We start from the raw sequence: 13,290 nt of genomic DNA on the forward strand, positions 1-13,290 counted from the left end.
ACCCAGGGTGTTGCGGGCGGCCGCGGTGTCAGCGCCGCGCGCTCCAGCTCGCAGAGGCATGGCGGCGGGTGTAGAATTCGCCCATCAGCCCGATCATCAGCAGCACCAGCGAGACGTAGAGCGCGTATTCCCAGTTCGAGTTGCGCGGGTTGTAGTCGACGAAGGCGTAGCCGCGCGACTGGTCGATGGTGTGGAAGAGCGGGTTCCAGTCGAACATCACCAGCATGTAGCTCGGCAGGGTGTTGGCCACGAACATCTTGCCCGAGGCGATCATGTTGGCGCGCTGGTAGACCGTCGAGAGGATCTGCACCGGCGTCGGGAACCAAGGCTTCGCCGCAAGGAAGACCATGCCGATGGCCGCCCCCGAGAACCACGACAGCAGGATCATGGCGATGCAGCCGATGGGGTCGTGGATCTCCTGCATGACGAAGGGATTGAAGGCCACGTCGTAGACGAAGAGGATGAAGACCAGCGACAGGATCTGGATGTAGAGCGTCGACAGCATCGCCGAGGCGATGGCGATGGCGGTGTTCATCGGCGCGTGCTGCATCATCGGGCTGGCGGGCCCCTCGGAGGCGACGACGGCGCCCAGCGTCTTGGAGTGGGTCATGTAGAGGAACACGCCGGTCATGATGTAGATCATGAAGTCGCCGCGGATGGCGGTGCTGCGCATGCCGAGCACCTGGAACATGAAGTAGAAGGCGAGCACGAAGATGATGGTCTGCAGCATGTTCATGAAGAGCGCCACGAAGGCGTTGCCATGGCTCTTGCGGACGGCGCGCACGGAGTTGTGGTAGATCAGTTCGCAGATGTAGAGCGCGGATCCGAACCGCGAGCGCGGCTTCGTGGTCTGAAACATGGCAGAACTGCTCCGATACACGCAAAAGGCGACGGGTCTTCTTGCCCATCTTGTTTGGCGCCAGCATAAGAGTCGCAGGCTTCCAAATCAATAAATCCGCGGGCGTCGCGGTGAAGGAGACAGGCTTTGAATTACGAAACTCTGGTTGCGGTCATGCGCCGTCTGGCCCTCGAGGCGGGCGACAAGATCATGGAAATTTACAACAGCGACGACTTCGAGGTGAAATCGAAATCCGACCAGAGCCCGGTGACCGAGGCCGACGAAGCTGCCGACGCCCTGATCTCCGCCGGTCTGCGCGAGGCCTTCCCCGACATGCCTCTGGTCACCGAGGAGCAGTCCGACAGTCACGGGCAGGAGGTCATGACCTTCCTCATCGTCGACCCGCTCGACGGCACCAAGGAATTCGTCAACCGTCGCGGCGACTTCACCGTGAACATCGCGCTGGTGGAAGAGGGCGTCCCGGTGCGCGGCGTGGTCTACGCGCCCGCCAAGCAGCGCATGTTCTACACCGATGCGCTCGGCAAGTCGGTCGAGGAGGCCGGCCCCTTCGACAAGGAGACCGTGGGCGAGCTGACCCCGATCACCGTCTCGCAGGCGGACAACTCGTCGCTGATGGTGGTGGCCTCCAAGTCGCACCGCGACCAGGCCACCGACGACTACATCGGCAAGTACTCGGTCGAGGACATGAAAAGCGCCGGTTCGTCGCTGAAGTTCTGCCTCGTCGCCACCGGCGAGGCGGACCTCTATCCGCGCCTTGGCCGCACCATGGAGTGGGACACCGCCGCCGGTCACGCCGTGCTCAACGGTGCGGGTGGCCGGGTCGTGCGGTTCGATGACCATTCGCCGCTGGCTTATGGCAAGCCGGGCTTCGCCAACCCCTTCTTCATCGCCTACGCTCCGAGCGTGGAGCTGAAGCAGGGCTGACATCATGGGCGTGCCCCCGGTCAGCGTCGTGATCGTGAGCCGGGGACGCCCGCAGGCGCTGCGCCTCTGCCTGACGGCGGTGGCGCAGCTCGACCATCCGGGCTTCGAGGTGATCGTCGTCGCCTGCCCGGAGGGCGCGGCGGCCGCCTCTGCCCGTCCCCACGCGGACCGCATCAAGCTGGTCCCCTTCGACACCCCCAACATCTCGGCCGCGCGCAATCTCGGCATCGCCCATGCGGCGGGCGAGGCGGTGGCCTTTCTCGATGACGACGCGGTGCCCGAGCCGACATGGCTCGGTCATCTCTGCGCGCCCTTCGAAGCGGCGGAGGTTGCCGCAACCGGGGGCTACGTGCGCGGGCGCAACGGCATCGACTACCAGTGGACGGCGCGCAGCGTGACCGGGCGTGCGGAAGAGGCGCCGCTCGCTCTCGGGGGAATGGAGGCGCAGGTCTTTGCGCCGATGCCCGGACGCGCGGTGAAGCTGCAGGGCACCAACATGGCGCATCGCCGCTCGGTGCTGGCAGGGCTCGGAGGTTTCGACCCCGCCTATCGGTTCTTTCTCGACGAGACCGACCTCGACCTGCGGCTGGCGGCGGCGGGGCATGCGGTTGCGGTGGTGCCACGGGCGCAGGTCCACCATGGCTACGCCGAAAGCGCGCGCCGCGGGGCCGACCGCACGCCGCGGGACCTGACCGAAATCGGCGCCTCGCTGGCGGTCTTCCTGCGCCGGCACTGCCCCGAGGCCGAGCGCGGTGCCGCGTGGCTGACGTTCCGCGCGGAGCAGCGACGGCGGCTGCTCGAGTACATGCGGCGCGGCCCGCTGGGGCCGGACGATGTGCTCCGGCTGCTGGCGGGGCTCGACCGGGGCTATCGCGACGGCGAGACGAGGCCGCTATCGGCGCCAGAGCCGATCGGGCCCGCGAAGACGCCGTTCCTGCCGTTCCCGGGTCGCCCGGGGGCGCCCCGAGATGTACTCGCGGGGAGGCTGTGGAGCCGGCGCAAAACGAGGGTGGAGGCAGCGCGGCTCGCGGGCCTCGGACACGTGGTGAGCGTGTTCCGTTTCTCGCACACGGCGCTCTACCACCAGATGAGTTTCAGGCCCGAAGGGTACTGGGAGCAGACAGGGGGGCTTTGGGGCCGGAGCATCCGCTCTGGCCGTATCATTCGCCCTTGTCTTTTCAGGTCGCGCGTGCACGCTGAGGTTGAGCGAGTCGCGGATATCCGCGGCAGTAGCCAAAAAAACAGCGGCCTTTTGCTGCAGGCGCAAAATTGACGGAATACATGCAAGTTTGCGTTGTTTTATCGTCATGAGTAACGTGTTAGTGAATCTTCGATACGGGCGCGAAAAGAGCCCGTATGGAATGCTAGGAGCAGAATATGCGGAACAAGGTAACGAAAGCCATCTTCCCTGTTGCGGGACTTGGCACGCGCTTCCTTCCGGCGACCAAATCCGTCCCGAAAGAGATTATGACCCTGGTTGACCGCCCGTTGGTGCAATACGCCATCGACGAGGCACGGGCCGCCGGTATCAAGGAATTTATTTTTGTCACCTCGCGCGGGAAGAGCGCGCTTGAGGATTACTTCGATCACGCTCCCCATCTTGAAGCCGACCTGAAGGCCAAGGGCAAGGACGAGCTGCTCGAAGTCCTGCAATCCACCAACATGGACTCGGGCGAGATCGCCTACATCCGCCAGCACAAGGCGCTGGGCCTCGGCCACGCGGTCTGGTGCGCCCGCCGCCTGATCGGCGACGAGCCCTTCGCCGTGATGCTGCCCGACGACGTCATCGCCGCCGACAAGCCCTGCCTCCAGCAGATGGTCGAATCCTACGAGGAAATCGGCGGCAACATGGTCGCCGCGATGGAAGTTCCCGCTGACAAGGCGTCCTCGTACGGCATCCTCGACGTGCAGGAAGACATGGGGTCGCTGGTGTCGGTCAAGGGCATGGTCGAGAAGCCCGCCAAGGGCACCGCTCCGTCCAACCTCGCCGTGATCGGCCGCTACATCCTGTCGCCGACGATCCTCGACAACCTCAACCAGAAGCAGGCCGGTGCCGGCGGCGAGATCCAGCTGACCGATGCCATCGCGCAGCAGATCGGCAGCGACGAGGGCGTCTACGGTTTCCGCTTCAACGGCCAGCGCTACGACTGCGGCTCCAAGGCCGGCTTCCTGCAGGCGACGGTGGCCTTCGGGCTCGACCGGGCCGACCTGCGCGACGACCTCGAGGCCTACCTCCACGAGGTGATCGGGGCCCGCAAGGCCGCGCAATAAGAGGCAATGAGCAATGTATTGGTGACCGGCGGTGCGGGCTATATCGGCTCGCACGCCTGCAAGGCCCTGAAAGCCGCCGGTTATACCCCCGTGACATACGACAACCTGGTCACGGGCTGGAAGGATGCCGTGAAATTCGGCCCATTCGAGCAGGGCGATCTGTCGGATCGCGCCCGGCTCGACGAGGTCTTCGCGACCTACCAGCCCGTTGCCGTGATGCATTTTGCCGCCCTCAGCCAGGTCGGCGAGGCGATGTCGGAACCCGGCCGCTACTGGCGCAACAACGTCGAGGGATCGCTGACGCTGATCGAGGCCGCCACCGCGGCGGGCTGTCTGAACTTCGTCTTCTCCTCGACCTGCGCCACCTACGGCGAGCATGACAACGTCGTGCTCGACGAGAGCACGCCGCAGGAGCCGCTCAACGCCTACGGTGCCTCCAAGCGCGCGGTCGAGAACATCCTCCGCGACTTCGAGGCCGCCAAGGGGCTGCGCCACGTGATCTTCCGCTACTTCAACGTGGCGGGCGCCGATCCCGAGGGCGAGGTCGGCGAGCATCACCGCCCCGAGACGCACCTGATCCCGGTGATGCTCGAGGCGATCGACGGCACCCGCCCGGCGCTGTCGATCCACGGCACCGACTACGACACGCCGGACGGCACCTGCATCCGCGACTACGTGCATGTCTGCGACCTCGTCGACGCGCATGTGCTCGGGCTGAAGTGGCTGACCGATGGCAAGGGCAGCCGGGTGTTCAACCTTGGCACCGGCAAGGGCTTCTCGGTGCGCGAGGTGATCGACGCATCGCGCTCCGTCACCAACCGCGAGGTGCCGCATTCCGAGGGCCCGCGCCGTGCCGGTGACGCCACCAAGCTGGTGTCGGGCTCGACCCGTGCCGCCGCCGAGCTCGGCTGGGAGCCGTCCCGGTCGACCATGCCGCAGATGATCGCCGACGCCTGGCGCTGGCACCAGAATGGGCACTACGAGGGCTGAGGCGCCGCCGCGCCTCCTCGACCTCACGCGGCTGGTCTCCAGGGCCGGCCGCCCCTTCACCGGCATCGACCGGGTGGAATACGCCTATCTCGACCATTTGCTGACAACCGGCTCCCTCTGGGGGCTGGTGCGCACGTCGCTGGGCTACCTGCTGCTTGGCCATGACGGTTGCGCCGCGCTGAAGCGGCACATCGACCGCGGAGACTGGCCTGCGCCCGACCGCCTGTCGCGGCTGCGGGGAATCGCGCCCGCCCGCGCCGGGGCCGAGCGCGCGCTGCGCCGCGTGGCCGTGGCGCGGTGCCTGCCGCCGGGTCTCGGGCGGATGCTGCGCGGGCTGCCCGCCGGCACTCACTACCTCAACACCGGCCACACCGGCCTGACCGACCGCCTCGTCCGCGCCCTTCGCGGCGTGCCGGGCGCGCGCATCGCGGTTCTGCTGCACGACACCATCCCGCTCGATCACCCGGAGTATTGCGGCGAGGGCATCCCGCAGCGGTTCCGGAGCTTTCTGGACCGGGTGGGGCAGGCGGCGGATCTGGTGATCTGCAATTCGCGGGTGACCGAGGCGGATCTGCGTCGCCACCTCGGCCCCGCGTGCCCCGAGACGGTTGTGGCCCATCTCGGCGTGCCCAGGCCACAACCCGGCGTGGCGCCCGAGGGGCCGTGGACAGGCAAGCCCTATTTTGTCGTGCTGGGCACCGTGGAGCCACGCAAGAATCACACGCTGCTGCTGCGGCTCTGGCAAGGGGACAAGCCTTCCGAGACGGACCGGAATAGCGTGCCGCCCGACGCCCACTTGCTGATCTGCGGGGGCAGGGGCTGGAACAACGCCGCGGTTTTCGCCGCGCTCGATGCCCGCCCCGCACGGGTGCACGAATTGCCGGGGCTCGACGACGGGCAGGTCGCGGCGCTGCTGGCGGACAGCGCCGGGTTGCTGTTCCCGAGCCTCGCCGAGGGCTTCGGCCTGCCGCCGGTCGAGGCCGCGGCGCTGGGGGTGCCGGTGCTTTCGGCCGAGCTGCCGGTGGTGCGCGAGGTGCTGCAGGATATTCCCGTTTACGCACAGGTATCCGACCAGTATCTTTGGGCCCGTGAAATAACGAGGATGGCAGCGGATCGGCACGACGTGCGACGCGGCGCCGGCAACTGGACTCCGCCGGGCTGGGATGCGCACTTCAAGACCGTGTTAACGCTGATCTGATAGCCGTCGGGAATTGGGCCAGAGAAACCGGCCCGCGTAAGGGTGCGCGTTTTGGGTGCATGGCAGTCATACCGGCTGAGGCTTCAGCGCAAGCGATGGCGGCTGCGTGCCCTGCGCAAATCGCGCGAGCTTCGGCCCGCCAGCGACCGCACCGACCGCATCCGCCCCTCGGACCTGCTGGTCTTCTGCACCCAGCGCAACGAGGGGGTGCGGCTGCCGTATTTCCTGCGCTACTACCGCGAGATGGGGGTGAACCACTTCATCTTCGTCGACAATGACAGCACCGACACCTCGCTCGACTACCTCGCCCGGCAAGAGGATGTCTCGGTCTGGACCACCCGCGGCAGCTACAAGCGCTCGCGCTTCGGGATGGACTGGATCAACTTCCTCCTGCGCAGGTACGGCCACGGCCACTGGACCCTGACCGTCGATCCCGACGAGTTCTTCCTCTACCCGTTCTGTGATACCCGGCCGCTCAGGGCGCTGACCGACTGGCTCGACGCCTCGTCGATCAAGAGTTTCTCGGCGATGCTGCTCGACATGTACCCCAAGGGCCGGATCGACGCGCAACCCTACGAGGCCGGGCAGAACCCGCTCGAGATTGCGCATTGGTTCGACGCGGGCAACTACTCGATCCGGCGCAACCATCGCTACGGCAACCTCTGGATCCAGGGCGGGCCGCGCGCCCGGGCATTCTTCGCCGACCGGCCCGAGCAGGCTCCGGCGCTCAACAAGGTGCCGCTGGTCCGGTGGGACCGGCGCTACGCCTACGTGAGCTCGACCCACATGCTGCTGCCGCGGGGGCTCAACGCGGTGTTCGACGAGTGGGGCGGCGAAAAGGCCAGCGGGCTTCTGCTGCACACCAAGTTTCTCGACACCTTCACCGGCAAGGCCGAGGAAGAGCTGACCCGCAAGCAGCACTACGCGGGCTCGACCGAGTATCTCGCCTATGCCGCGCGCATCCGCGACAACCCAGACCTGTGGTGCAAGTGGTCCGAGAAATACATCAACTGGCGCCAGCTCGAGATCCTCGGCCTCATGTCCAAGGGGAACTGGGCGTGAGTGTCGGCATCCTGATGCTGGTCCACACCGCCTTCGGGCGGGCGGAGCAGGTCGCGCGGCACTGGAACAAGGCCGGCTGCCCGGTGGTGATCCACGTCGACAGCATGGTGCCCGCCGCGGATCACGACCGCTTCGTCGAGGCGCTGGGCGATCTGCCCGACGTCACCTTCTCGCGCCGGCACCGCTGCGAATGGGGCACCTGGGGGCTGGTCGCCGCCAGCCAGGACGCCGCCGAGCTGATGCTCGAGCGCTTCCCCGACGTGCGCCACGTCTACCTGACCTCGGGCTCCTGCCTGCCGCTGCGCCCGGTCGAGGAGCTGATCGCGTATCTCGACGAGCGCCCGCGCACCGATTTCATCGAAAGCGCCACCACCGCCGACGTGCCCTGGACGGTGGGCGGGCTCGACGAAGATCGCTTCACGCTGCTCTTCCCGTTCTCGTGGCGCCGCAACCGTTTTTTCTTCGACCGCTTCGTCGAGCTGCAGCGCCGCACGGGGTTTCGCCGCCGGGTGCCGCGGGGGATCGTCCCGCATATGGGCAGCCAGTGGTGGTGCCTGACCCGGCAGACCCTCTCGGCGATCCTGCAGAACCCCGAGCGCCGGGTTTTCGACCGCTATTTCCGCCGGGTCTGGATCCCGGACGAGAGCTATTTCCAGACGCTGGCGCGGCTCTGCTCGACCAACGTGGAAAGCCGGTCTCTGACGCTCTCGAAGTTCGATTTCCAGGGCAAGCCACACATTTTCTACGACGATCACCTGCAGCTTCTGCGCCGCTCGGACTGCTTCGTCGCGCGCAAGATCTGGCCCCATGCCGATCGTCTCTACAGCGCCTTCCTCTCCGACCCCAAGGGCACCCAGGCCCGGCAGGAGCCGAACCCGGGCAAGATCGACCGGATCTTCACGCGGGCGGTGGACCGGCGGACTCGGGGGCGGGCCGGGCTCTACATGCAGTCGCGCTTTCCTAACCATGGCTGGGAGAACGGCGTCACCGCGGGCAGGTACTCGGTCTTCCAGGGCTTTTCCGAACTCTTCAAGGGGTTCGAGGGCTGGCTGGCACGCGCCACCGGGGCGCAGGTGCACGGCCATCTCTACGGACCCGGGCGGGCCGAGTTCGCCGATGGCCAGACGGTGATCAACGGCGCGTTGCCCGACACCGCGAAACTGCGCGATGCCAACCCCAAGGCCTTCCTGACCAACCTGCTGTGGAACACCCGCGGCATGCGGCAGTGCTTCCAGTACGGCCCGCACGACACGCCCGAGATCATGTGGGACCTGGCTCGCGACCCCAACGCCCAGATCAGCGTGATCTCGGGGGCCTGGGCGGTGCCGCTCTTCAAGTCCAACGCCAATTTCGCGGATCTCCGGGCCGAGGCCGCCAGGCTGCAGAAGATCGAGAGCGCGATGCTCGACGAGCTGCGCTCGCCTGACGCCAGGGCGCGGATCCGGATCTGGACCATGGCCGAGTTCATCGAGGCCCCGATGGAGCCCCTGCAGGCGGTGATCGACGAGATCGGGCAGACGGCGCCGCGCCGCCTCGCCGAGGCACCGGTGCTCGAGGATCTCGCGGGCTTCGGCCAGTTCCTGCAGAACCTCAAGAATCAGGGGATGCACCCCTATCTCGTGGGCGACTTCCCGGTCGAGCCCGCGCCGCGCAACAGCCACCGCCCGGCGCGCAGACCCTACCTTGTGAAGAAGTAAGGCCCCGCATGTCCGACCGCTTCGACTGTTTCGTCGTCTTCGCCGAGATGCGCACCGGCTCGAACTTCCTCGAGGCCAATCTCAACGCCTTCGACGGCATCACCTGTCATGGCGAGGTCTTCAACCCGCATTTCATCGGCTACCCGAACGCCGAGGACGTGCTGGGGATCTCGCAGGCCGAGCGCGACCGCGACCCCGGGCGGCTGCTGGCCGAGATCCGCGGCGCGACCCCGGGCGGGCTCGGCGGCTTCCGCTTCTTCCACGACCACGATCCCCGGATCCTGCCGGTGATCCTGCAGGACCCGCGCTGCGCGAAGATCGTGCTGACCCGCAACCCGGTCGACAGCTACGTGAGCTGGAAGATCGCGCAGGCCACGGGGCAATGGAAGCTCACCAACGTGAAGACGCGCAAGGACGCACGGGCACGCTTCGACGCCGCCGAGTTCGAAGAGCATCTGGGCGCGCTGCAGGCCTTCCAGGTGCAGCTGATGACCGCGCTGCAGGTGGCCGGGCAGACGGCCTTTTACGTCGCCTACGAGGATCTGCAGGACGTGGCGGTGATGAACGGGCTCGCGACCTGGCTGGGGGTGCCCGCGCGGCTCGAGAGCCTTAACACCGCGCTCAAGCGCCAGAACCCCGAGCCACTCTCCGAGAAGGTGGCGAATTTCGACGAGATGGAGCAGGCGCTGGCGCGGCACGACCGGTTCAACCTCACCCGCACGCCGAACTTCGAGCCGCGGCGCGGGCCCAACGTGCCTTCCTACGTGGGCGGCGCGCGCACGCCGCTCCTCTACATGCCGATCCGCTCCGGCCCCGAGGACGGGGTCGAGCGCTGGCTCTCCGCGCTCGACGGCGTCGGGCGCGAGGGGCTCACCCGCGGCTTCAGCCAGAAGACCCTGCGGCAGTGGAAACGCGAGCGGCCGGGCCACCGCAGCTTCACCGTGATCCGCCACCCGCTGGCGCGGGCGCACGATGCCTTCTGCAGCAAGATCCTCGGCACCGGCCCGGGCAGCTTCCTCGGCATCCGCAAGACGCTGATCCGCGCGCACAACCTCGCGCTGCCCGAAGACGGCGCGCTGGACGCCTATACGCCGGAGGCGCACCGCGAGGCCTTCACCGCCTTCCTCGCCTTCCTGAAGGCGAACCTCGCCGGGCAGACAGCGGTGCGCATCGACGGCCACTGGGCGAGCCAGGCGCAGGTGATTCAGGGCATGTCTGAACTGACCCTGCCGGACATGATCGTGCGCGAGGACGAGATGGCGAGCTACCTGCCGGCGCTGGCCATGCAGGTGGGCCACGAGGCGCCGCCCGAGCCCCTGTCGCAGACCACCCGCGCGCCTTACGGTCTGGCGCGGATCTACGACGACCGGCTCGAGAGCCTCGCCCGCGACGCCTATGCGCGCGACTACCTGATGTTCGGATTCGGCGACTGGGGCTGAGCCGGGACGGCCGGGGCTACGCGCGGCCGGAGCAAGCATCAAAAAAGGGGCTCTGCCCCCTCGACGCAACACGCGCCCTACTCGGAATACCGCACCTCTTCCCCGGGGCCACCTGACCGTGCCAGCCGACAGCGCGCCACGCCCGCTCTTCATCTTGCCGGATAAACTCCCGCCGGAGGCATCCGGCGTCACGGCCTGGCGCTACGGATGAGAAAGGATCACGCCGCCTGCGACGAGCGGTCCTCGGTGAGGATCGCGTGCAGCGTTGCCGGGTCAGGGTTGGCGCGCAGCTTGTTGCAGAGCGTCGCGTCACGGAGCGTGCGGGACACCAGCGCAAGCGCCTTGAGATGTTCGACCCCGGCCTCCTCGGGCGCAAAGAGCGCGAGGATGACATCGACCGGCTGGCGGTCGACGGATTCGAACTCGACGGGTTTCTCGAGCAGGATGAACACGCCGCGCACCTCGTCGATGCCCGAGACCCGGGCATGGGGCAGGGCGACGCCATGGCCGACGCCGGTCGGGCCGAGGCTCTCGCGTTCCATCAGGGCTTCCACCGCCGCGGGGGCCGAGAGCCCGTAGGCGCTCCCGGCCAGTTCGGCGATGTCGTGCATCAGCCGCTTCTTGCTACTTGCGGCCGCGACGACTTTGACCGCCTGCGGCTTCAGAAGTTCCAGAAAGGTCATAGACCGCCTTTCACTTGCTGCTCTGGGGCGCTCAAGGCCGCGGCCGCGTCGATCGTTTATGGATCGATCCAGCCGATGTTGCCGTCTTCACGCCGGTACACGACGTTCACGCCATCCTTTTTCTCGTTGCGGAAGACCAGCACGGGGGCCCCGGCCAGTTCCATCTGCATCACGGCTTCGCCCACGGTCAGAGACGGGATCTTGGTTTCCATCTCAGCCACGATGATGGGCTGCAGCGAGTCCGGTTCCTCTGCACCCGAGTCGGCTTCGCCGGCGAGGATATACGAGGAGGCCCCGAAGAGTTCAACGGGCTCTGCGCGCTCCTTGTGGTGGTCTTTCAGGCGGCGCTTGTAACGGCGAAGCTGCTTGTCGACTTTCTCGGCACAGCCGTCGAAGGAAGCGTAGATCTCGGTCGCCTTGTCCTTGGCCGAAGAGGTCAGGCCGGTCGAGAGATGCACCGTGACCTCGCAGATATACTCATGTGCGCTCTTGGAAAAGGTGACCTGAGCGTCGGTCGGCCTGAAGGCGTATTTCTCGAGCACCACATCCAGTTCGGTCTGGACATGAGTCTGGAGCGCCTCGCCGATATCGATCTGCTTTCCCGTGATCTGGTAGCGCATGTTCATTCCTTCTCTTCGTTGGACCCGACTTCACTCCTGCCTTGATGGCAGGTTAGATGTGGTGCCGGATCGGGGGAGACGCAAGGCTGCTGCACTCAACGCCCAATCCTCCCTCTCCTTTGGGGGCGTTCGAGAACGGGCATGCAGGGATGCGCTGCGTCATGGCCTTATTTGACTTGAGACTCGGCGGTTCTGTCAATGATCTGTCGCAAACCTGTCGTGGAAACATCCGACCGGATAGGAAGAATTCGCCCTAACCGATGCGGAAGTTCTCGCCGAGATAAACCCTGCGCACATTTTCGTTCTGGACGACCTCGGCGGGGGTGCCGGACATCAGCACCTTGCCGTCGTGCAGGATGTAGGCGCGGTCGACGATCTCGAGCGTCTCGCGGACGTTGTGGTCGGTGATCAGCACCCCGATGCCGCGCTTCTTGAGGTCGGCGACGAGGTGGCGGATGTCGTTCACGCTGATCGGGTCGACGCCGGCGAAGGGTTCGTCGAGCAGCAGGTACTTGGGATCGGCGGCAAGGCAGCGGGCGATCTCGACGCGGCGCCGTTCACCACCCGAAAGGGCCAGCGCGGGGGCGCGGCGCAGGTGCTCGATCGAGAACTCGCCCAGGAGCTCCTCGAGCCGCTCGCGGCGGCGGTGCCGGTCGTTGAGCGCGATGTCGAGCACCGAGGCGATGTTGTCCTCGACGGTGAGCCCGCGGAAGATCGACATCTCCTGCGGCAGGTAGCCGATGCCGAGCCGTGCGCGCCGGTACATCGGCAGCCAGGTGGCGTCGCGCCCGTCGATGGTAACCTGCCCGCCCTCGGGATTCACCAGCCCCGCCACCGCGTAGAAGGTGGTGGTCTTGCCCGAGCCGTTGGGGCCCAGCAGCGCCACGACCTCGCCGCGGTCGAGCTCAAGCGTCACGTCACGGATCACGACGCGCTTGCGGTAGCTCTTGCGCAGGTGGCGGACGCGAAGGCCGCTGTCGCCTTCGGTCACGGTCAGTTCGGGGCGGGCCATGGGTCTACCGGTCACTCTTGCACTTGTTGCGGGGCGTCCGTGCCCTGTTGGATCACCGTGCGGACCCGCCCGGTCATCTGCGCCGTCCCGTCCTCGAGATTGACGGTCATGCGTTCCGAGGTCAGCGCGTTCGGCCCCTGCGTGAGCAGCACGTTGCCGGTCATCACCACCACGCCGGTGGCGATGGTGTAATCGGCGTTCTCGGCCTCGGCCGCCTCGTCGCCGCTGACCAGCGTGACACCGCCAGAAGCTTCCATGCGCTCGATCCGGCCCTGTCCCTCGCCCTCGGCGTAGACGATCAGCACCCGCGGCGCGGCGAGGCGCATCTCGCCCTGGCCGATCACCACGTTGCCCTCGTAGAGCGCGGTGCCGTCGGTCTGGTTCACCTGCAGCGAATCCGCGCTGACCTCGACCGGGGCGGAGGTGTCCTGCGACATGCCGCCGAATGCGACCTGCGCACCCTGCGCCAGCGCCGGTCCGGACAGGAGGAACAACGTGGCGGCGGCGGTCAGAAAGCGGAACATGCTGGAAAACC

At 66.9% G+C, this 13,290-nt stretch carries 13 protein-coding genes; 8 read left to right on the forward strand and 5 right to left on the reverse strand.

Annotated features, from left to right (window positions below):
- Positions 1–28 precede the first annotated feature (28 nt).
- Positions 29–859: an ABC transporter permease gene (locus BLQ77_RS06060; RefSeq protein WP_089956684.1), complete on the reverse strand. Its 831-nt coding sequence runs from the start codon at positions 857–859 to the stop codon at positions 29–31.
- Between the two features lie 126 nt (positions 860–985).
- Here BLQ77_RS06060 and cysQ point away from each other — a divergent pair, with 126 nt between their 5' ends.
- The 8 genes from cysQ to BLQ77_RS06100 all read left to right on the forward strand — a co-directional run bounded on the left by cysQ (position 986) and on the right by BLQ77_RS06100 (position 10,440).
- A complete protein-coding gene (gene cysQ, locus BLQ77_RS06065) occupies positions 986–1,783 on the forward strand; it encodes a 3'(2'),5'-bisphosphate nucleotidase CysQ (RefSeq protein ID WP_008886735.1) in 798 nt (265 codons plus the stop codon).
- A gap of 4 nt (positions 1,784–1,787) precedes the next feature.
- Complete coding sequence (locus BLQ77_RS06070; protein ID WP_089956687.1) at positions 1,788–3,056, forward strand: glycosyltransferase family 2 protein; 1,269 nt, start codon at positions 1,788–1,790, stop codon at positions 3,054–3,056.
- Between the two features lie 104 nt (positions 3,057–3,160).
- Positions 3,161–4,054, forward strand: coding sequence for a UTP--glucose-1-phosphate uridylyltransferase GalU (galU, locus tag BLQ77_RS06075; RefSeq protein WP_008886542.1), 894 nt, complete (start codon positions 3,161–3,163; stop codon positions 4,052–4,054).
- Between the two features lie 6 nt (positions 4,055–4,060).
- Positions 4,061–5,044: a UDP-glucose 4-epimerase GalE gene (gene galE, locus BLQ77_RS06080; RefSeq protein WP_008886561.1), complete on the forward strand. Its 984-nt coding sequence runs from the start codon at positions 4,061–4,063 to the stop codon at positions 5,042–5,044.
- Entirely contained in the window at positions 5,025–6,242 is a 1,218-nt protein-coding gene (locus BLQ77_RS06085; protein WP_089956690.1) for a glycosyltransferase family 4 protein, read from the forward strand. The genes galE and BLQ77_RS06085 overlap by 20 nt, the downstream gene beginning before the upstream one ends.
- Before the next feature lie 51 nt (positions 6,243–6,293).
- On the forward strand, positions 6,294–7,304 hold the full coding sequence (locus tag BLQ77_RS06090) for a glycosyltransferase family 2 protein (RefSeq protein WP_089956693.1): 1,011 nt from the start codon (positions 6,294–6,296) through the stop codon (positions 7,302–7,304).
- On the forward strand, positions 7,301–9,001 hold the full coding sequence (locus BLQ77_RS06095; protein WP_089956697.1) for a DUF5927 domain-containing protein: 1,701 nt from the start codon (positions 7,301–7,303) through the stop codon (positions 8,999–9,001). The genes BLQ77_RS06090 and BLQ77_RS06095 overlap by 4 nt, the downstream gene beginning before the upstream one ends.
- Before the next feature lie 8 nt (positions 9,002–9,009).
- Positions 9,010–10,440 carry a nodulation protein NodH gene (locus tag BLQ77_RS06100; RefSeq protein WP_089956700.1) on the forward strand — a complete coding sequence of 477 codons (1,431 nt, stop codon included), beginning with the start codon at positions 9,010–9,012 and terminating at the stop codon, positions 10,438–10,440.
- 218 nt (positions 10,441–10,658) lie between these two features.
- Here the strand turns inward: BLQ77_RS06100 and BLQ77_RS06105 are convergent, their stop codons facing one another.
- From BLQ77_RS06105 to lptA, 4 genes are all read right to left on the reverse strand, one after another.
- Positions 10,659–11,123 carry a PTS sugar transporter subunit IIA gene (locus tag BLQ77_RS06105; protein WP_008887260.1) on the reverse strand — a complete coding sequence of 155 codons (465 nt, stop codon included), beginning with the start codon at positions 11,121–11,123 and terminating at the stop codon, positions 10,659–10,661.
- A 56-nt stretch (positions 11,124–11,179) separates the two neighbouring features.
- On the reverse strand, positions 11,180–11,743 hold the full coding sequence (gene hpf, locus BLQ77_RS06110) for a ribosome hibernation-promoting factor, HPF/YfiA family (RefSeq protein WP_008887252.1): 564 nt from the start codon (positions 11,741–11,743) through the stop codon (positions 11,180–11,182).
- 253 nt (positions 11,744–11,996) lie between these two features.
- The gene (gene lptB, locus BLQ77_RS06115; RefSeq protein ID WP_008886888.1) at positions 11,997–12,755 is read right to left on the reverse strand and encodes an LPS export ABC transporter ATP-binding protein; all 759 of its coding nucleotides are present in this window, start codon (positions 12,753–12,755) and stop codon (positions 11,997–11,999) included.
- Positions 12,756–12,766: 11 nt separating this feature from the next.
- Positions 12,767–13,279, reverse strand: coding sequence for a lipopolysaccharide transport periplasmic protein LptA (gene lptA / locus BLQ77_RS06120; protein WP_008886897.1), 513 nt, complete (start codon positions 13,277–13,279; stop codon positions 12,767–12,769).
- Positions 13,280–13,290 lie beyond the last annotated feature (11 nt).

The sequence above is a fragment of the Salipiger thiooxidans genome, from assembly GCF_900102075.1.
Classification (GTDB): Bacteria; Pseudomonadota; Alphaproteobacteria; order Rhodobacterales; family Rhodobacteraceae; genus Salipiger; species Salipiger thiooxidans.